17 protein-coding genes, 2 tRNA genes and 1 pseudogene are annotated in these 19,325 nt (G+C 66.0%); 7 read left to right on the top strand and 13 right to left on the bottom strand.

Features of this window, described 5'->3' with window-relative positions; all coding sequences use genetic code 11:
- Positions 1-71: 71 nt before the first annotated feature.
- The 4 genes from LRS04_RS11025 to LRS04_RS11010 form a co-directional block, all read right to left on the bottom strand.
- Positions 72-1,289, bottom strand: a complete 1,218-nt coding sequence (locus LRS04_RS11025; protein WP_257816406.1) for a GIY-YIG nuclease family protein — start codon at positions 1,287-1,289, stop codon at positions 72-74.
- Positions 1,282-3,339, bottom strand: coding sequence for a DEAD/DEAH box helicase (locus LRS04_RS11020; RefSeq protein ID WP_308238120.1), 2,058 nt, complete (start codon positions 3,337-3,339; stop codon positions 1,282-1,284). Before LRS04_RS11020 ends, LRS04_RS11025 begins: the two co-directional genes overlap by 8 nt.
- On the bottom strand, positions 3,336-6,098 hold the full coding sequence (locus LRS04_RS11015; RefSeq protein WP_257816404.1) for a DNA methyltransferase: 2,763 nt from the start codon (positions 6,096-6,098) through the stop codon (positions 3,336-3,338). The genes LRS04_RS11020 and LRS04_RS11015 overlap by 4 nt, the downstream gene beginning before the upstream one ends.
- A gap of 276 nt (positions 6,099-6,374) precedes the next feature.
- Positions 6,375-7,451, bottom strand: a complete 1,077-nt coding sequence (locus tag LRS04_RS11010) for a hypothetical protein (RefSeq protein WP_257816403.1) — start codon at positions 7,449-7,451, stop codon at positions 6,375-6,377.
- A gap of 79 nt (positions 7,452-7,530) precedes the next feature.
- On the opposite strand from LRS04_RS11010, the gene LRS04_RS11005 reads away from it, so the two are divergent.
- A complete protein-coding gene (locus LRS04_RS11005) occupies positions 7,531-7,848 on the top strand; it encodes a hypothetical protein (RefSeq protein ID WP_257816401.1) in 318 nt (105 codons plus the stop codon).
- 109 nt (positions 7,849-7,957) lie between these two features.
- Here LRS04_RS11005 and LRS04_RS11000 read toward each other — a convergent pair whose 3' ends face one another.
- Entirely contained in the window at positions 7,958-8,284 is a 327-nt protein-coding gene (locus LRS04_RS11000) for a hypothetical protein (protein WP_257816400.1), read from the bottom strand.
- Between the two features lie 227 nt (positions 8,285-8,511).
- On the opposite strand from LRS04_RS11000, the gene LRS04_RS10995 reads away from it, so the two are divergent.
- Together LRS04_RS10995 and LRS04_RS10990 are read left to right on the top strand one after the other, a co-directional pair.
- A complete protein-coding gene (locus LRS04_RS10995; protein ID WP_257816399.1) occupies positions 8,512-9,297 on the top strand; it encodes a hypothetical protein in 786 nt (261 codons plus the stop codon).
- Between the two features lie 45 nt (positions 9,298-9,342).
- On the top strand, positions 9,343-9,966 hold the full coding sequence (locus LRS04_RS10990) for a recombinase family protein (protein ID WP_257816398.1): 624 nt from the start codon (positions 9,343-9,345) through the stop codon (positions 9,964-9,966).
- 19 nt (positions 9,967-9,985) lie between these two features.
- On the opposite strand, the gene LRS04_RS10985 is transcribed toward LRS04_RS10990, so the two are convergent.
- The 3 genes from LRS04_RS10985 to LRS04_RS10975 all read right to left on the bottom strand — a co-directional run bounded on the left by LRS04_RS10985 (position 9,986) and on the right by LRS04_RS10975 (position 12,169).
- Positions 9,986-10,225 (bottom strand): hypothetical protein, encoded by a 240-nt coding sequence (locus LRS04_RS10985; protein ID WP_257816397.1) that lies wholly within the window; start codon positions 10,223-10,225, stop codon positions 9,986-9,988.
- Positions 10,226-10,298: 73 nt separating this feature from the next.
- Complete coding sequence (locus LRS04_RS10980) at positions 10,299-12,002, bottom strand: hypothetical protein (protein ID WP_257816396.1); 1,704 nt, start codon at positions 12,000-12,002, stop codon at positions 10,299-10,301.
- A 93-nt stretch (positions 12,003-12,095) separates the two neighbouring features.
- Positions 12,096-12,169 (bottom strand) — tRNA-Gln (locus LRS04_RS10975).
- A 142-nt stretch (positions 12,170-12,311) separates the two neighbouring features.
- Here LRS04_RS10975 and LRS04_RS10970 point away from each other — a divergent pair.
- The 4 genes from LRS04_RS10970 (at position 12,312) to sppA (ending at position 14,802) form a co-directional block, all read left to right on the top strand.
- Positions 12,312-12,388, top strand: a tRNA-Pro gene (locus LRS04_RS10970).
- 146 nt (positions 12,389-12,534) lie between these two features.
- Complete coding sequence (locus LRS04_RS10965) at positions 12,535-12,924, top strand: hypothetical protein (protein WP_257816395.1); 390 nt, start codon at positions 12,535-12,537, stop codon at positions 12,922-12,924.
- Between the two features lie 107 nt (positions 12,925-13,031).
- A complete protein-coding gene (locus LRS04_RS26815) occupies positions 13,032-14,003 on the top strand; it encodes a S49 family peptidase (protein WP_308238119.1) in 972 nt (323 codons plus the stop codon).
- A complete protein-coding gene (gene sppA, locus LRS04_RS26810) occupies positions 13,921-14,802 on the top strand; it encodes a signal peptide peptidase SppA (RefSeq protein WP_308238118.1) in 882 nt (293 codons plus the stop codon). Before LRS04_RS26815 ends, sppA begins: the two co-directional genes overlap by 83 nt.
- Here the strand turns inward: sppA and LRS04_RS10955 are convergent.
- The 5 genes and pseudogenes from LRS04_RS10955 to LRS04_RS27865 all read right to left on the bottom strand — a co-directional run.
- Positions 14,799-15,821, bottom strand: coding sequence for a retroviral-like aspartic protease family protein (locus LRS04_RS10955; RefSeq protein ID WP_257816394.1), 1,023 nt, complete (start codon positions 15,819-15,821; stop codon positions 14,799-14,801). The genes sppA and LRS04_RS10955 overlap by 4 nt on opposite strands.
- Positions 15,818-16,522, bottom strand: a complete 705-nt coding sequence (locus LRS04_RS26805) for a sulfotransferase (RefSeq protein WP_308238327.1) — start codon at positions 16,520-16,522, stop codon at positions 15,818-15,820. Before LRS04_RS26805 ends, LRS04_RS10955 begins: the two co-directional genes overlap by 4 nt.
- Positions 16,450-17,538, bottom strand: coding sequence for a tetratricopeptide repeat protein (locus tag LRS04_RS26800; protein WP_308238117.1), 1,089 nt, complete (start codon positions 17,536-17,538; stop codon positions 16,450-16,452). Before LRS04_RS26800 ends, LRS04_RS26805 begins: the two co-directional genes overlap by 73 nt.
- Complete coding sequence (locus LRS04_RS10945) at positions 17,535-18,620, bottom strand: sulfotransferase (RefSeq protein ID WP_257816393.1); 1,086 nt, start codon at positions 18,618-18,620, stop codon at positions 17,535-17,537. The genes LRS04_RS26800 and LRS04_RS10945 overlap by 4 nt, the downstream gene beginning before the upstream one ends.
- 229 nt (positions 18,621-18,849) lie before the next feature.
- Positions 18,850-19,038, bottom strand: a pseudogene (locus LRS04_RS27865) (tetratricopeptide repeat protein); the annotation flags it as partial.
- Between the last annotated feature and the right edge of the window lie 287 nt (positions 19,039-19,325).

The following is a 19,325-nucleotide window of genomic DNA, read 5'->3' as shown; positions in this document are numbered from 1 at the left end:
GAAGAGCGGAGCCCTACCAGCCAACGGCTCCGGCGCCCATTACACGTGGCGCCGGGCCGTCGGGCCTCCGCTCAAGCGATCCGCACCAGCTTTGCTTGCCCCGGATCGTAGACATACCCGGTGATCGTGCCGTCCTTGATCCGCTCAACCGCCTCGTCGATCACGAACACCGGAACCAGGAACCACTCACGCGGAATCACCGGCTGGCCGAAACGATCCTTGATCTCGATGTTCAGCCGCGCCGGGGCGAAGACCCGATGGATGAGGTTCTCAAGCCTGGCCCGGTTGATGTTGTAGAGGTCGTAGGTGGCGATGGTCTCTACCTCAGCCATGAGGAAGGTCGGATCGAGCTTCGCGTTGGCCAGGCGCCGCTGCACGTCGCCGCCCGTCACGCCGATCTTGTGGAGGACGTGCCTGTTGGCCTCAACGGCGGGGTGGTCCGACTTGCTGCGTAAAACGTAGATGCTCCCGCTCTCGACATCGCTGTCCTCGGCTACGCCGCCGAACACCGCTTCTGGCGGGTCCTCAAACCCCTCGTCGAACAGCGGCCCTGCGTTCGGATCAGTCAGCCTGCGGCCAGCCTCATCCTTGTAGAGGGCTCGCTGGAGGGAGCGGCGCAGCAGGTTGCTCTCCGTCCCGTTGCCGAAGATCACCCGGAGGCGTGCATCCGTTTCTCCGTTCGGAGCGCGTATGGTCTCTCCGGTGTGGGCGACATAGGCCATCTGGCCGCCCAGGATGAAGAACTCGCCGGTAGCGATGCTCGCATCCTGGCCGAACCGCCGCGTTGACCGCACGCCGCTCTTCAGATCGCTCTCGGCCCGCTCGAACAGCGGCTTGAACTGATCGAAATCCTCGCAGACCTCGCGATTGGCGATCTCCTCGGCGGCACGCTTCTCCGCGCTGGTGCGAACATGACGAAGCTTGGTGATGTCGGCCGAGCCAGCCGCCCCCTCCAACTCTGCGAGAAGCTCGTCGTCATCCATGGTTTCCACCGGAGCCTCGGCGTCAGAGCCGGCGCCGTCCAAGAGTCCCTGGTGGTCAAGCGGAGCCAGCACGGTGCGGCACTCTTCCAGGGCGCGAATCCGGTCCAGGCGGACGGCGTAGAGTCGCTCGAAGATGTCTCTATCTTCGCCATGCATGGGCGGGTGGCCGTGGTGCTCAACGAAACGCTGGATTTCCTCGAAGCCAGCGATGATGCGCTCCTCCCGAGGCGAACGGCCGTTCTTCTTCTCAGGTTGGGCGAACTCATCGAGTTCGGCCCGCAGGTCGTCGAGGTCGAGGTCAGTCATAGCGGCCCTCGTCCTTGAAGCGGACGAACGCGGCGGCGCCCTCCGCCATTCGCTTCTCCCATGCATCGGTCGAACTGATGGAGGGGAGCCGCCCTCGCTCCTTCTTGAACTTGACCGCCCGGAGCGCGAGATCTTTGGCCTCCTCCGGCGAGAGGCTGGTGCGCTTGGCGGCGATAGCTGCCGCCACCTGCTTCAGGCTGTCCTCGCTCATGGTCTTGGCGAGGATCGCATATGCCTCTCCGAACGGATTGATCCGGTCGATCAGATCGATATCGAGTTCGCGCACGTCCATGGCGAAACGCCGGACGCCGTCGATGAGGGCGGTGTTTCCAGCCGCCTCCGCACCGCCGTTGTTCAGCACAGCCTGCTTGGCCTGCTGCGTCAGGTTGAGGGCGGCGATGGCGTGCTGGCGCACCGCCTCTTGGTCCTCATCGTCGAGTTCCGGGTATCGGTCCTTGATGATCTTGCCCAGGCGCGCCTGGGTGAGTTCCTCTGGCACGAGTTCCTCATCGAACAGGCCCCGTTCGATGGTCCCCTTGTCCTGGACGAAGCTGGCGATCACCTCGTTCAGGTCTTCCCGGCAGATGCGAGCCGCCTCCGGGCTCTTCGGCTCGACTAGGCCCTTGATCTCAATTTGGAAGCGACCCGTCTCTTCGTTGAAGCCGACGTTGCACTTCTCCGGATCATAGCCGCCCTCGCCGTAGTCGAAGCCTGGCGTGGCCTCATTGGTGGGGTTCTTCGGCTTGAACTCAAAGCGCGGCGCCAGCACCTGCTCCATGAGCAAGCTGGCGGCGATGGCCTTCAGCGTGTCGTTCACGGCCTCAGTGACCGCCGCCTCGGCCGCGTCGGGCTCGGCGATGAGGTTGGTGAAGCGGGCGCGAGTCTTGCCGGGCGCGTCCCTGGTGGCGCGACCGATGATCTGCACGATCTCCGTCAGGCTGGAACGATAGCCGACCGTCAGCGCGTGCTCGCACCAGATCCAGTCGAAGCCTTCCTTCGCCATGCCCAAGGCGATGATGATGTCCACATGGTCGCGATTGTTCTTCTGAGCCGGGTCCTTCAGGGCCGCTGACACTCGGTCGCGCTTGCCAGGGTCGTCGTCCACGAGGTCGGCGATCCGCAGGACCCGACCATCCGTCGTCCTGACAAGCTGGAACCCCGTCGCCGGGTCCGTTCCCTGCCACACCCCCAGGGCGTCGATGATGTGCTCGACCTCCCGGATCTTATCCTTAGTGCTCTCGCGGGAGTTCACGCTTGGGATGTGGACGATGGTCTTCTCGGCTGGATCGAGCACCTTTAGAATGTCGTCGGCGTAGGAGCCCGAATAGAAGAAATAGCCGATGTCGAGCTGTTTGAGGTGCTCGTAGCCGTTCAATTGCTCGTAGTAGGTGTAGGTGACGGTCTCGAACCGCGCCTCGTCGTGCGGCATAAGAACGGCCTCGGCGTCTCCCCGGAAGTAGGATCCGGTCATGGCGACGATGTGGGTGCGGTCTCGGGCGATGAACTGGCCGAGGTGCAGGCCGAGCTTGTTGTCCGGGTTCGCGGAGACGTGGTGAAACTCATCCACGGCGATCAGGCGGTCGTCGAAAGCCTCTACGCCGAACTTGTCCACGGCGAACCGGAACGTCGCATGGGTGCAGACCAGCACCTGGTCATCGCTCTCAAGGAAGGCGCCGACGGAGCTGACCTTGCCGCCGTTATCGGAGCCAGGCGCGTTGCAGAGGTTCCATTTCGGCTCCACCCGCCAGTCGGCCCAGAAGCCGAATCTGGTCAGCAGCTCGTCATTGAAGCTCGCGCCGATGGACTTTTCCGGCACGACAATGATTGCTTGCTTCAGGCTCTGGTTCGCGAGCTTGTCGAGCGCGATGAATATGAGCGCGCGGCTTTTTCCCGAAGCGGGAGGGGACTTGATGAGCAGGTATTGTTCGCCCCGTTTCTCGTAGGCGCGCTCTTGCATCGGCCGCATCCCTAGAGCGTTGGCCTTGGTTGAGCTGCCGCTCCGGGCATAAGAGACCGAAACGGACGGGACCGATTTAACTTCTTTCGTCATGCGCTCGCCCCCGCCTTCCGCCTTTTCGCCGCACCAGCCCCTTTGGTGAGCTTAGTGTATAGCTCAAACAACTTCTCTAGCCGCTCGGTGTCATTCCGAAACCGCCGCCCGATATAGATGCGCTCTAAGACCTCATCGTTACGCTCGTGAGCGGCCTGAATATCTAGTGGCAGCTCGTCTTGGTCATAAATATCCGCGAGTGAGGCTGGGAACTGCGCTTCGCGCGCGAGCAGAATGTCAGCAGCACATGCGCTTAGGTCCGCCTTCTGCTTCGCCGTCAGTGCAGGAAGCGGGAAGGAGTTATAGGTAAGCTGGGATGAGTAGCGAATACCTGAACCCAGCCCGCCCGATATGGCCGCCGTCCACACTCTGTGTAGAGTCGATGCGATAACTGCCAACGTCCATAGCTCGGAGGTGTAGCTGACAAACGCAAGATCTGTCGTAATGGTATATTCATCGACGTAGATTGGAGTAACGTATTTTATCTCGTCTGTAGTGTTCTTTGGGACGACAATGGACGGACTCCGTTGGTGGGATCGCTGAGCGAACTTATGAGCAATCTTTGCGTAAGCCTGCGTCGTCTTTGCCGAGGAGGCGGTCCGAAAAGCACGCACATGAGCTATTCGTGCCCGCAACGGAGGGATCGCCAAGGCTTTGTCCACGTCGGAGTCTTCGAGCCATAGGCACCAGCGGCGAGTGCTTTGCCGAACTTCACTTGTTCCAATCAGTGGCTTCAGGAACTTTCGCGCCTCAGGGAACTCCGCGATTAATGCGTCCCGCTCGGCGTTCTCCAAAATGAGACCGCCATCGTCTCTGGCCATGTTCCCGGAGACGAGTTTGGGCATGTCTGCTGAAAGCGGAGCATCCGCCTTGCGGATGAAATCTTCTTCACCCGGAATTAGATAGGGGGAAATCGTCGTGACCGAACGGCGCGTGTCGCCAGTAAAGATGATTCTTTGAGAGGATCTATCGCGCCCCACGCCGACTATAACACACCAAACACCGGCGTTGTTAGATGCGCTATTGGACCATCTAAACTTCGTATGGCAGAAAATAATAGAATCGCCGTTCTGATAGAGCCGCTCCCAAAGGTGCTGGACCTGTTCGCCCTGGGATATTGAGTTTGTGGAAACGAAAGCGAACTTCGTATGGGTGTGATTTGAATACTCAGACGCTTTCAAGAACCATGCGGTCACGTAGTCGCAGTCCTTATAGGCGTTTCCACCTCCGAATACGAAATCCATGTCCTCCTTTTGCGCCCTCGTTTGCTTCCGAGCTCCTTTGAACGGAGGATTTCCGCAGATATAAGTTTCACCACCTTCGTTTTCGAAGTCGATCTCCGGCTGTTCAAGCGGCGTGCGAAAAAGATCGTCTGATACTAACTTTACGCCAGTTCCTGTCGGGGGGCAGATGTTTAACCAGTTAAGCCGGAGCGCGTTTCCGCAGGTGATCCAATTCTCTGAGTCGAGCGGCAGGAACTCTGCGAGAGCCAACCGTTTCCCACGATACATCACGTCCGACTGAAACTCGGCAATGATGAGGGCCAGGCGCGCAACCTCAGCCGGGAAGTCGCGGAGTTCAATCCCACGGAAATTGGTCGCTGGGATTTCGGAAGGACGCCCCTCCTCGCCCCGCCTCCGATTAATTTCTGCCTCGATCTCCCGCATCTGCTTGTAGGCAATGACGAGGAAGTTGCCGCTCCCGCACGCCGGGTCGAAGACGCGGATCTTCGCCATCCGATTGCGAAGATTGAGGAGCTTGCGGGGGTTATCGCCTGCCTCTTCGAGACGCTCGCGCAGGTCGTCGAGGAAGAGCGGGTTCAACACCTTCAGGATGTTCGGAACGCTGGTGTAGTGCATCCCGAGGGCACCACGCTCCTCGTCGTCGGCGACCGCCTGGATCATGGATCCGAAGATGTCGGGGTTGATCCTCGTCCAATCGAGGCTACCGATGTGGAGGAGATAAGAGCGCGCGATGCGGCTGAAACGTGGGACTGCGAGGCCACCGGAGAAGAGCCCGCCGTTCACGTAGGGAAAGCCATCGACCCAGCGCGACAGCCCTGCGTTGGCCCGGTCAGCGGTCTTTGTGTTCATGGCGCGGAATATCTCGCCGATCACCTCATGGGTGTTGGACGAGTCCCGCGCACTCATCCGCTCGACCGTGGTGGTGAACAGCCGAGTGCCGTTGAAGATGTCTGTGTCCTCGGCGAAGAAGCAGAAGATCAGCCGTGCCATGAAATGGTTCATGTCGGGCCGCCGCTCGGCCGCGCCCCAGTCCGGGTTGTCCTTAAGCAACTCGACGTAGAGCCTGTTCAGACGGCTCGTGGCCCGTATGTCGAAGGAGCTTTCCCGGACCTGGCGAACCGTGGTGATGCCGGCGAGCGGAAGGAAGAAGCCGAAGTGGTCCGGGAAGTCGCGATACGCGCAGGCGACCGTCTCGCCGGTCTCCAGATCCTCAGCCTCGAACGTGTCGCCATCCGTGGCGAGCACGAACTTGGCCTTGGCCCTCACGGTCGCGGGACTGGCCTTCAGGGTTGCGAGCGTAGCCGTAACTTGGCCGCTCGGGGCCACCGCCAGGTGGATGTGATTGGTCTGTAACACTCCACCCGCATCGGACTTGTTCGACGCGCCAGAGCGCAGCCGCCGGATCGTGGTCTCCTTGTTCCCGAACGCTTCCAGGAACGAGAAGGGAAACTCGTTGGGGTCAAACGGCTGCTCCGCAAGGGCGGAGACTGCCTCTTCGATTTCAACCGCGTTCATTCCCGCACCGAATCTAACCCGCACCTGGACGGTGAGCCGTCCCAACCGCTGATGAGCCGGGCGCCCGCACCAATCATGGAGCAGCGGTCCGGCCGCGTGACATGCAGGTGCGACTTCGAGGCCCCGCCCGACGACCTCCCCCACTTCTTATCGGACGACGCCCCGAGTGCACAGGCGCCCAGGCGCGGCTATCCACCGCCATGGCGACCGGGCAGCCGCGAGCACCTAGTCTTCGTCGCCGCTGAACTCGCGCGTCCTAAAGGTCGCGCAGGCGAGTCATGCGAGGAGGCCGAGCGCATCGTGGTGCCGGATCGCACGCCGCACGCTTCGCCAATCACCTGCATCCGGTGACGCAATGTGCGGGATGCCCACGGCCGCACACTTCTGTTCGGCTGCTGAGCGCAGGTCGCGAGGGGCCAATCCGTTGCGGAGCGTGTGAACGTCCACGAGCAGCCAGCCCCGGTCTCCCGACAGCGGCCGGAACTCGCAGACCGCTTTGCCCGTCGTGCCGACGAACTCGGCGAATGCCACCCGGCCAACCAGGGCCTCGCCGATCATGGAAGCGAGGCAATTGCGATACTCCCGGCCAGCCTGGGTCATGGCGCGGGCGGTCGCGAGCGGCCGAAGCTCGTGATCGCCAGCCACCGGTTGGTGAGGGAAGCGGTCGGCTCGCCGCACGAACCGATCGATCAACCTCGGTAGCCCATCGGCAGACCTCATCTGCGCGATGGCCGCCGAGATAGCCTCGTCAGTGGCGGTTGAGCAGGCTGCTTGGATGAAGCGAACCGCTCGACTGAGATCGACGGCCTGCGGAACCGAATCCACCCTCTGCAAGGTCGCCGGATGCACCAAGAGCGGGTCGAGGGCGTCGAGGATGCGGATGGTGCCGGCGGTGATCTCCTGCACGTCCCGCAGCGCGGCGGCTTTGCGCTGGTCTCCATCGGTGAACATCTCCCACAGTCGGGAATAGCTTTGCGGGAGGTTCATTGGTGCGGGGCCGATCCGCTCCAATGCAGGCAGAAGGCCGTCAGGGACCGTCCCGAACTGGTGAGCGATGATCTCCTTGGCCCACCCGCTGCGGAGCACCTCAGCCAGGCTCTCCGCCACGTCGCGTGCAGGTGCATCCGGGCCGGTCGCGGGGAAGCTGTCCCATTCAGCGAGGGTTAGAAAGATGGCCTGGCGCACCATGGGTGCGGAGACCATCAGCCGCCGGATCAGGCCCGGTGCAAGACCGTCAAACGCGACGAGAAGATCGGTTGTCCAGCCAAGCGGTTCGCCGTCGCGCACATGCCCTCCGCAAATAGGCAGGAAGGCTCTCACGGAAGCCCGGATCGTCAACCAAAGCGTGCCCATGAACCGGGTTCGCCTGATCGGTGCCGGTTAGGTCCCGAATAACGGATGGCTGCGATCTTCTCGGCACGCGAAGGGGGAAATGACGATGCCGGTGGCGCGCGATGGCTACGAATGGATCGAGGTTGAGAGCTTCATTCCCGGCAAGACGGGCGCCGCGCACATTCGCCCTGTGCCTGGCGGTCCCTACCCGACCCACCTGCGCGTCGAATGCTCCAAGGCTTTGAGCCGCAACTACCCGGTGGGGACCCGCTTCCGGATCCGTGCCAAGCTGACCGACATGCAGGGCACGCCGTTCCTCTACTCGTCGTGGCAGTGGAAATATGATGTGGTGGCTCTACCAAGCCGTTCGGATGCTGAAGTGGGTCAGACGAGAGGAGCGAAACCGCCGCGCCGCTGAGACGGCTTCGCTCCCTTCGGTTCATCGACCCCGGATCAGGTCGATCACGACGCGGAGAACCAGCGGATTGAACTCCCGGTAGAGGGTGCCGCCGCGCATAAAGTCGGCCTTATCGTTCAGCTTCCCGATCAGCCGGTTCTGGCCCCCCTCCAGCCTCTCCGGTGAAGGCCCAATCAACGGCGACCCCGAAGCCCAAGTCAGGGTCTTGCTGAACGGTGTTGTCGGTCACCACGCCAGCAGCCTTGACCATGAGGCCGACTGATGGGGCGGCCGACTTCAGGAAGACGAGATCCCCGATCTCGATCTGCCTCAGCATCGCATGAAGGAATGGGGCGTCCTGAGGGTCCCACCCAATGAAGGCGGAGCCCGAGTTGACGAAGGCGCGAGTCTTGTCGTCCGTGCCGCCATAAGCGGCACCAAATGCATATGTGGCCATAAGCACATCCTAAGCAGGAGATCAGCGCGGCGAGCGAAACATCGGATGTGCGGCGGCCCAGGTCAACCTGGCTGGCCAACTGCCCGCCCCAACCCCTGTGACGAAACCCTCCCCGGATCGCGGGGCTAGAAACCCTGGAGGATCAACGGCTGCGTCGGTGGCTGGGAGCCTGGTCAGAAGTGTTCAGTTTCGTCACGGCTGAGGTAGGGTCGGCGTAGGGGGAAGCCGTGACGAGAGTTCTGCTTGCGCCGACGCCGGAGATTAGGGCGGCGTGCGACCGGATTGATGATGCGATCGGACGGCTCATCGCTGCCGTTCACCAGACCAATGCGAGCTACAAGGACTTCGGCCGCTACGAAGCGGACAAGGAAGCCGTCACGCTCCTGCTGATCGCCCTGCGCTCTGTGGAAGGCGTCATTGAACTCGCACGCCATGATCTGGTCCTCCTGCCGCCAGCGATCATGGCTGCGCGAGGCGCCTTCGAGACCTCGTTGAAGGCCGCCTGGCTCGTTGATTGTGACGATCCGTATGATCGGGAGAGGCGTTGGCTTCAGCATCTGGCCTCGGAAGAGCGCGTCTGGCTGCGACTCGTCGGCCACATCGAGAAGGCGGGCGGCGACAGCGAGTGGCCGAAGAAGAGAGCCGCCGACGCTCGGGCTTTTCGCGAGCACGTGGAGAAAGTTTTCCCTCAAGGCTATCCCGCCCTGCCCGGCCTACCTTCCGTGCCGGAGATGGTCCCTACGCTCCACGATGAGCCGCTCTATGTGGCCTACGTTTACATGTCCCAGTTCATCCACGGTGAGCGGGTGGCAGCCCAGCACTACGCACCAAGGGACAAGCCGCGAGTAGACGCCGTTGAACCGAACGACTGGTCCATGCCGCTGCGCGTCTCGTGGCTCTCATTGTTCCGCGCGGGGCGGAAGATCATCGGTCGTCTTCACGGAGAGCCTGATACCTTCATGAGCGAGGTGGAGGAGGTCGAAGTGCGGAATGCTTTGGCCATGGTGCAGTAGGTCCCTCTCGTTGACGCCCTACCGATCCATGAGATCGTCTCTGAGATGAAGCGAGCCGCCCTCTACGTCCGCGTCAGCACCGACGATCAGACCATCGAGAACCAGCTTCTCGTGCTGACCGAGGTCGCCCGAAGATCCGGCTGGGAGATCGTGCACACCTTCTCCGACGAAGGCGTGAGCGGCGCCAAAGGGAGGGACAAGCGGCCAGGCTACAACGCCCTGCTGAACGCTATCGCTCGACGTGAGGTGCAGATCGTCGCCGCATGGTCCGTAGACCGTCTCGGACGCTCCCTGCCCGATCTGGTGAGCTTCCTCTCCGACATCCAAGCGAAGGGATGCGACCTCTACCTGCACCAGCAGGCCATCGACACCAGCACCCCGAGCGGCCGGATGCTCTTCCAGATGCTGGGCGTCTTCGCCGAGTTTGAACGCGCCCTCGTCGTCAGCCGCGTAAAAGCCGCACATGACCGTTGTCGTGCGCGAGGGGTGCGGATCGGTCGTCCGCCCATCCCCAGGAGCCGTGTCGAGAAGGTTCAGAAAGCCTTGCAAGGCGGCCAATCAATCCGTGTGGTAGCGGCCTCCACCGGCGTCTCAACGGCAACTGTGCAACGGGTGAAACGGTCGATGAGGATGGTTCAGACGATCCGTCAGGAGGCCGGCCGAGCGTGAGGCTGTGGGCGCCCCTCGTCTACCTGCCATAATCGCCGGGTTCGGCCTCGTGCTGCTCACTGCCTTCCAACAACTGCGCCTGCGCTTGGCGCGCCGCGCAATCCTGCTCCTCGGCAACACGGGCCAGGGCCTCAATCACTCGGTGGACGGCCACTTCCGCCTCAACGATCTCCTCAGCGGTGGGCGGAACGAGCACGTCAATCTCACCGTCTGCACCTAGTCGCACAACCGCCATCGCCGTCTCCATCAGGCCAGCCATCCGCCTTGTCCGATGCTACGCGCATATCACCCGCACGTCGCACTCGGCCGATGGAGAGCGGACGCCATCCACTTCACCTGTTCAGTGCGAATGTCGGGTAATCGACCCTCCGAATGGCTTCAGCCAACAAAGCCAGATCGGCGCCTGCGCCATACCCGCGCCCGGCACCGCCAATCCCCTTATGTCCGGTGATTAAATCACTGATCTCCTCAGAGATTACCCCCCGGCAGGCGCGCTTGAACGTGTGGCGAAAGCTGTGGAAGTTCACAGTCGGATCGGAGAAGCCATTCGCGTCCGACCATAGCCCCCACCATTTGGTGAATTGGCGGGTCGAGGCTTCCGGATCATCAGCCTCGCTCATGTCGTGTGGGAATTCGGGAAAGAGATAAACATCTCCCGCGATGCGCCGCTCAGCGACATAGTCCAGAAACCCGAGTGCCACGAGCTTGGGATGGAGCGGCAAGAGGCGGTTCGCCGTGTCGTTCTTCAATGCGCGCTGCGTCAGGTCGAGATAGTTAATCTGGCCCTCGCACTTGATGTCGGCGACCTTCGCCCCGCCCCATTCCTCCATCCGGTTGCCATGGAAGAGGTTGAGGATCGGCATCCAGTAACGGCCATCCTTTAGGACGATGGCACCGGGCACACTGCGGTAGCCATGGAGGTCGCCCTTGCGATTGTGGGTCTTGGAGCAGCCCGTGAACATTGGCTTCGCGAACAGCGTGGCAATCTCATCAGGCGTGTATGCTCGAACCGGCTTCGTCGGCTTCGGCTTAGACGGCATCACGGCAGCGACTGGATTGAACGGGATCAGCCGCATCATCAGGGCATAGTTGAACACCTGGCCGTAGCTGACAAAGTGCTTCCAGACGGTCGGCTCGGCGATGGGCGGCGCCACGTCGCCGTGCTTCGCCAGAATCTCGTCAAAGCCGAGCTTGGCGATGTCCGGTCGGCGGGTCTTCGGGAACCGGCGCAGGTCGATCAGGAAGGCTTCCAGCGCGTCGGGCGTGACGGCCTCCACAGCCACATCGCCGACGCGCTCAACCAGCCGCCGCCAGTGGTAGCGAAGATCGTCCTCGCTCTTGGGCTTCTTGGCGGCGACGTAGCGGTCTACGAGGGCCTTCATGGTGACAGAGGCGGTCGCAATTGACTGAGGGGCGGGAGGCTGCTGTGGCGTCTCCTGCGCTCCGTCCTCGGGCCAGTCCTTGAAGACCCCTCGCCGGAACTGTTCAGTATGGCGTTCGACGCTCGCCCACGCCCTCCCGAACCACGCCCGCGCCGCAGGCTGCGAAAGCAACGGATGACCGGCAGACACCTCCAGGCCCTCGCTGGCTAGTGCGCCGCGCAGCCGATCTTCAAAGTCGGCGATCTGGTCGAAGGTTGTTTCGCTGGCTAGCTTATGGCGCAGGTCGCTGATTGCCATGGCCTCGTCCCCGAACATGGGGATCACCGGCGCGGCGCCGCTGAAGTGATCGGCTTGGGCGGCATTGATGGCGGCCACACGCCATCTCTCGATAGCGGCCCGAACTTCAGCAGGACGGTAGATCGCGGGAGTGGTCTGCGCGACCGGCTGGGGTGACGCTTGAAGGGCGGCGGCGATGCGCTGCTTCAGGTCGGCGATGATCGGCGGCGCCTTCATGAACGCCACGGCCTCGTCGCGGGTCCTGAGGCTGACCGCGTAGTCGCCCGACGCGGGAAGGTGGGGGAATGCATGACGCGCCGCAGGCGGAATCACCATGCGGACGCGGTAGATTCCGCCCCTCTGATCGACGTGCTTCATCAGGCGCATTTTGTGACAGCCTTTTGTGACTGTGCACCTAACGAGCGGCTGATTTTGTAAGGTTTTCTGTGTTTTCAGCCCTTTAGAGGGCCTTGGCTGGGGAACTAGGACTCGAACCTAGAATGACGGTACCAAAAACCGCAGTGTTACCATTACACCATTCCCCAGCAGGAATGGGCGTCGAGGGGGTCGCCCTCGCGAGAGGCGGTGAGATAGCGCAGGACCTCCGCCGATGCAACGCCCCCATTGTGCGCGTTTTCTGGCCGCTTGCGGGCTCAGAAACACTCCCCTATAAGCCGCCCTCCAAGTCGGAGTGTGGCTCAGTCTGGTAGAGCACCGCGTTCGGGACGCGGGGGTCGCAGGTTCGAATCCTGCCACTCCGACCATCTTCCTCCCGCCCAATCCCGAAGGCGGCGACCTTCCACCCAAAATCAGCACGGTTCCAGAGACGCCTGCGGCGCCGACGTCGCGGTCGCCGCGAACGCTGTGCGTCGCTCCGCGTTATGGCCGGGACGTCCCACGAGAGGTTCCCATGATCGACCGTCTGCAGTCCCTGAAGTCCGACCGCCTGCTCCGCGGGAGCGACGCGATGAACCAGAACCTGACCCACGCGCGTGAGCGGATCGCCGGCGCCCGCGACGCGGCCGTGTCGATGGGCCGCCGGTCAGGCGCGGCCTCCGCCGCCGGCGCCCAGGCGCTCGCGGGCGAGGTGCGCAAGCGCCCGGTGTCCGCCGGACTGATCGTTCTGGGCGCGGCGGCCGGCGGCGCTCTGCTGCTGAACCCGGCGCTCCGGCGCCTGGCGCTCGCCAATGCGCCCAGGATCTGGCGGGCGGTGAAGAGCCGCATCGGGACGGGCCCCGCGACCAAGACGTCCCGGCTGCCGTTCCCGCGGGCCGAACTGGTCAGCCGCCGCGCGGGCTGAGCCGCGGCGCGGCCCAGCGAACCCTTCCCGCGCAAGGGAATGTGTGCGACAGCCGGTCGCTGGGCCGCGGTCCACGCGGCCCGCGCGCGCAGGGTTCGACCGGCTCCATGAAGCAGTTCCTGATCACCGCGGCGGGCGTATTCGCCGGCCTGATGATCTTCCTGATCGGGGTTCCGATCGTGCTCGTCGCCATGGCGGCGAGCGCGGCCGGGCCCGCGCCTGTGCCGTCGCGCACGGTGCTCGAGCTTGACTTGCGCGACCCGCTCACCGACCAGGACCCGCAGAACCCGTTCGCCAGCTTCGGCCGGCGCTCGCAGTCGGTGATGTCGATCATCGAGGGCCTGCGGCGGGCGTCCGAGGATGACCGGATCAAAGGTGTGCTGATCCGTCTGCCGGAGGGCGGGTTGGAGCCGGCGGCGGCCGACGAGATCCGGCTGGCCATCAAGCACTTCCGCGCCGCCGGAAAGCCGGTGATCGCCCACAGCCAGGGCCTGTTCCCGGCCGGCATCGTCACGCACACCTATATGCTGGGCGCGTCCGCCAACGAGCTGTGGATGCAGCCGGGCGCCTCGTTCCAGGTCACCGGGATCGCCACCGAGGACATCTTCCTGAAGCGCTTCTTCGACCGCTTCGGCGTCTCGCCGAACTTCGAGCAGCGGCAGGAGTACAAGAACGCAGTCAACGGCTACCTGCACGACGACTACACGCCCGCCCACCGCGAGGCGACGCTCTCCTGGATGGGTTCGATCTACGAGACGGGCCTGGCCGCCGTGGCCGCCGACCGCAAGCTCGACGCGACCGCGCTGCGCGCCAACCTGGAGGCCGGTCCCTACCTCGCCGAGGATGCGCTCCGGCTGAAGCTGATCGACAGGCTGGGCCAGGTGCGCGAGGCGCAGGCGGCCCTGCTGAAGCGGGCGGGCGACGACGCCGAGCTGCTCGATTTCGAGGATTACGACCATCGCCGCGAGCGGGCGCCGCGGCGGCGATTCCATCGCCGTGATCAGCGGCGAGGGCGCGATCGTCACGGGCAAGGACGGCGGCGGCAACCCCTTTGCCGGCGGGGGCGCCATCTATTCTGACGACATCGCCGACGCCTTCCAGGCCGCGATCCGGGCCAAGGACGTGAAGGCCATCGTCTTCCGGGTGAACTCTCCGGGCGGCTCGGACACCGCCTCCGAGCAGATCCTTTCGCAGATCCGCGCGGCCAAGGCGGCCGGCAAGCCGGTCGTGGTCTCCATGGGCACCTATGCGGCGTCGGGCGGCTACTGGGTCTCCTCGGAGGCGTCCTCGATCGTCGCCGAGCCCACCACGCTCACCGGCTCGATCGGCGTGTTCGGCGGCAAGTTCGCTTTCGGCGAGGCGCTCAGTCGCTACGGGGTCGATTTGCGCGACGTCGGGGTCGGCAATCCCAATGCCGGCGCCTTCGACGTCGGGGAGGATTTCACGCCGCAGGAACGGGCCGCCTTCGCCGGCTGGATGGACCGCATCTACGAGACCTTCATCGCCCGCGTCGCAGCGGGCCGGCAGCTCAGCCCAGACCAGGTGCGCGAAATCGCCAAGGGCCGCGTCTGGACCGGCTCCCAGGCGCTGCGCCTCGGCTTGGTGGACAAGCTCGGCGGCTTCTACGACGCGGTCGACGAAGCCAAGACGCTCGCCAAGCTGGAGGGCGAACCGCATCTGCGCCGCGTCGGCCCGCAGGCCTCGCCGTTCGAGGCCCTGGAGCGGATCCTCGGCGTGCAGACCTCGTCGGTGCGGACGCTGGCGGCGGCGGCCTGGGTGTTCGGCGATCCGCGCGCCGAGCGGGTGCTGGACGAGCTGGCCCAGGCGCGTCTGCGCGACCAGGGCGCGATGGTGCTGGCCCCGACGCCCTCGTTCTAGGAGGGGCGCTTCAGCCTCTGCCCCGGCGCCCGGGGCGCGAAGGCCACCTGCTTGCGGCCGAAGTCGAGCGTCACGTCCTGGAAATGCCGCAGCACGTCGACGCCGACCAGCAGGGCCGGCCGGTCGTTCAGCTTCCACAGGTCGAAGATGTGCAGGTCGGCGAAGACCCCCAGCACTTCGTGGATGGCGAGGCCGCCCAGGCGGACCGGCGGCAGGGTCGCGAACTCGCCGCGCGCCGTCTGGCCGGTCGCGCTGATCAGGGGCACGGGCGCCAGCCGCACGGCGAGTTCGGGCCGGGCCCGGACCGCGGCCTCGCGCAGCGCCCGGTTGCCCACCGTCACCTGCGAGCCGGAATCGATGAAGGCGGCGACTTTCACCCCGCCCACCTCGGCGTCGAGGATGACGAGCTGGCCGAACCGGTACTGGGCCGGCACGCGGACCGGCGCCTGGGTGTCCTTGATCCGGGTGTCGGTGGGGCGGCCGCCGAGCTCCATGCCCCGCCCGGAGGCGCTGATCTCGAAGCGGTTGGCGGCGAAGTCGAGCCGGACCACCCGGTTCTTGAAGATGTCCACGCCCAGCAGGCCGTCGGCCCCCAGACGGGTGCGCGGCAGGACGGGGAGCTCCAGCCCGCTGGAGAACACCGAGCCCACCCGCAGGCGATCCACCCGGGCGAGGTCGGCTGGCTCGACGCCGGCGATGCCGTGGACGTCGGCCCGGCCCGCCAGCGGCAAGCTGCAGGCGCCGGCCAGCTCGCGGCTGACCACGGTCCGGTTGGCGCCGGTGTCGACCACGAAGGGATAGGGCCCCTTCCTGTCCACATAGACCGGGACGGTCATGCGGCGCGCCTCGTCGAAGGCGGTCTCCAGCAGCGCCATGTCGGTGGGCGGCGGCGCGGGCGGGATCTCAGCGTCCAGCAGGTTCACCGAAACGATCGGCGGGCCGGCGGACTGCAGGGTCGCGCAGGCGCCGAGCAGACCGGGCGGGAGGGCGGCGGCGATCCCGCGGCGGGTCCAGGTCATCGCGGCGCCTCCGGCCAGGCGGCGAGCACGGGACCCAGCGCCGACTTCAACGGGTCGAGCCAGGGCTCGTAGTTGCGCCAGTGCCCGGTGGCGTCGGCGTAGATCGGCCGGCGGACCTGTTCGGAGGAGGCGGTGCGAACGGCGCGGTCGTTCTCGTAGAAGCGCAGGCAGCCCTCCTCGAAGGGCAGGCCGCAGTGAGCGAGCAGGCGGCGGACCTCGGCCTCGGGGTCGGCGACCATCTGCTCGTAGATCACGCGGTGGACGCGCCCGGGCAGGACATCGTCGAAGTGGGCCATCAGGGCGACGTAGTCGGCGTAGTAGCGGCCCAGATCCTCGAGCGCATAGCTGAACGTCTGGCCCTCGGCGAAGTGCTGCTTGAAGGCCGAAAAGCAGCAGCCCAGCGGGTGGCGACGGGCGTCGATGATCCTGGCGTTCGGCAGGATCAGCTGGATCAGGCCGACGTGGATCCAGTTCGTCGGGTTCTTGTCGATGAAGAACGGCCGGCCGAGCTTGCGGTGCACCTTGGTGCGCGCGAGGTATTCGTCGCCGAGGGTCCGGAGTTCCTGCGGCGACATCGCGGCCAGGACGTCCGGGTAGGCGCCTTCCGAGGCGCGGCGGGCGCGGCCGCCTAGGCGGGCCGCGATGGCGGGAAGGTCGGGAAGCTCCTGGGTCCCCTCCACCCGGGAGTGGCTGGCGAGGATCTGTTCGATGAGCGTGGAGCCGGCGCGGGGCAGGCCGACGATGAAGATCGGATCGGGCGCCGCGCTCCCCTGCCCGCCCGCGCGGCGAAGAAGGTCGGCGTGAAGAGCGCCTTCGCCCGGCGCATCTGCTGGGTGGTGTCGGCCGCCTCGTAGCCGAGCCGCGCGCCGCGGATGGCGTTGCCCTGCGCGTAGTGCTCGAAGCTCTGGCCGTAACGCCCGGCATCCTCCAGCGCCTTACCGAGCGCGAAGTGAAGGTGGAAGCGGTCGTCGTCGGCGAGGCCGGCCGCGGCCAGGGCGGCGGTCATGGACTCGGCGTCGTACTCACTGAAACGGACGGTCTTGAGGTTGGCGAGGCTCCACCAGGCCTCGCCGAGCGCCGGGCGCAGGCGGACACTCTCACGGTATGCGGATACCGCTTCAGCCTGACGGCCGAGCGTTTTCAGCACGTGGCCATGGGCCATCCAGGTCAGCGGCTGGTCGGGATGCTCGGCGAGGACCGAGGCGTAGGTCTCGGCCGCCTTCGAGAACTCGCCGATGCGCACGAGCGCGGCGGCGCGCAGGTGGCGGCCGAGGATGCTGGACGGCGTCTGGCGGAGCAGGGTGTCGGCCTCGCGCAGGACGTCGAGCGGCCGGTTCTGGCGGTGGAGGACCAGGGCGAGCGCGAGGCGGGCGCCGGGAAACCCCGGCTGCAGGTCCAGGCACCGGGCGAGCAGGCGTTCGGCGTCCGCCAGGCGGCCGATGCGGGCGGCCACCTCTGCGAGCAGGCGGACGGCCGAGGCGTCCGACGGCCGGCGCTGCAGGGCGACGCTGACGAGCTGCTGGGCCTCGGCGAGGCGGTCGTGGGCCAGGGCGTCCGCCGCCTGGGCGACCTGCTCGTCGGCGGCCAGCGCCTCGATCTGGCGGGCGTAGGCGGCGTCGGCGCCCGCGAGGTCGCCGGAGAGCCGGAGCCGGTCGCCTTCGGCCCCCAGGCGGGCGGCCAGGGCCAGGTCGGGGGTGCGGGCCGGGGCCTCGCTCATTCCGCCTCGTAGCCGAACCGTTCGACCCACGGCGCCAGCGTCGGCAGGACGGGGGCGAGCTGGTCGCGATAGCGGCGCCAGGCGCCCAGACCTTCGCCCGAGAGGCCGCCGGCGAGCTGGGCGGCGGACGGCGTGGCGATCCCCCGCTCTCGGACCCGGTCGGCGAACGCCCGCAGGTCCGCCGTGAAGGGGATGCCCAGCACCTCGCAGACCGCGCCGACCTCGGCGTCGAAATCCTCGATCATCGCCTCGTGGCGGACCACGTGGAGACGTTCGCCGAGTACGCCTGCGAACCGGTCGGCCATGCGCATGGCCGCGTCGTAGTAGCCGGCGGTCCCGGGCAGGGTGAGGAGCTGATAGGCCGAGCTGCTCATGGCGAAGCGGCGACGCCAGGCGGAGAGCACGACGTCGCGCGGGTCGCGCCGGGCCATCAGGACCACCGCGTCGGGGAACAGGCGGGCGATCAGCGGCAGCCGGAAGGTGTTGAGCGGGTGCTTGTCGACGAACACCTTGCCATCGGGCCGGGCGCCTTCGGCGCGGACGCGCTCCCAGTAGGCGGCGCGCAGCTCGGCGAGCTCCGCTTCGGGCGCGCTCGCGAGGTTGGCCACGTCGCCGGCCCGGCTCATGAAGGCGCGGATGGCGGCCGAGAGGGTGTCGCGCTCCTCGAGCGTCTCCACCTCGGGGTGGCTGCCCAGAACCTGTTCCAAAAGGGTGGTGCCGGACCGGGGGAAGCCCAGCAGGAAGACGTGGCGCTTCACGCCGGGCGGCGCGCCGGCCGGCGAGACAGGCCAGGTCTCCGGGCCGCCGAAATCCAGGGCGTCCAGGACGTCGCGGGCGAAGTCGAGCGCCGCGGGCTGGTCGGCGAAGGCCGGCGCATAGGCCCTCCAGAGCGTCATGTTGCCGGCGGCATAGGCCTCGTAGGCCTCGGGGATGCGGCCCTCGGCGTCGAGGACATCGGCCAGCAGGCCCTGGGCGAGGCCCCTCTGGACATCGGTGAGACGGCTGTCGGCGGCGAGCGCCTGCAGACGGGCGATGGCATCCGCGGTTCGTCCGTCCGCCAGGTCGGCGGCGGCCACCACCATGACGCTGTCCGGATAGTTCGGCTGGACGGCCAGGACACGCTCGGCGAGCGCGCGGGCCTCGGCGTGGGCGCCCGCGGCGGCTGGTCAGGTTCGCGAGGCCTGCGACGGCGCCCAGGTTCTCAGGCTGGACCGCGAGGGCCCGGCGGTAGTCGGCCTCCGCCTCCAGCAGCCGGCCGGTCGCCTCGAAGCCCGCGCCGCGGCCGCAGAGCGCGCCGGGGAAGTCCGGCTGCTGGGCCAGGACCTCGTCGAACTGGTCGAGCGCCTCGCCGTAGCGCTCCAGGCGGAGGAGACAGAGCGCGAGCGCGTTGCGGGCGGTGAATTCCTTCGGGGCGGCCTCGACCGCCTCGCGCAGCACGGCCAGCGCATCCTCGAACCGCTCACCCTTCTCCAGCCGGAGCGCCACGAGGTTCAGCACCATCGGGTGCCTGAGGCCGCCGCGGTAGGCGGCTTCCGCCAGGGTCTCGGCGCGCTCGAAGTCCCGGGCCTGGGCGGCCTCATGGATAGCGCGCAGGGCAGCGCGGGTCTGCTCCTCCTCGGACCGGGACGGCGCGACCTTGGGCATGTCGAGCCCGCCGACCTTCACCTGGATCTGTCCGACCTTCCAACCGCCGCTCAACGCCGCAACCCCGAATGCAAAGAGACCGCACACTAGCAGTCGCGGCGGATCGGTTCAGCCCGTGTTTCGCCGCCGCCTCGCGCGCATGA

The sequence above is a fragment of the Phenylobacterium sp. J367 genome (genome assembly GCF_024699985.1).
Lineage (GTDB): Bacteria > Pseudomonadota > Alphaproteobacteria > Caulobacterales > Caulobacteraceae > Phenylobacterium.
The sequence above is the reverse complement of the archived record's forward strand: the minus strand, read 5'-3'. Positions and strand labels throughout refer to the sequence as shown.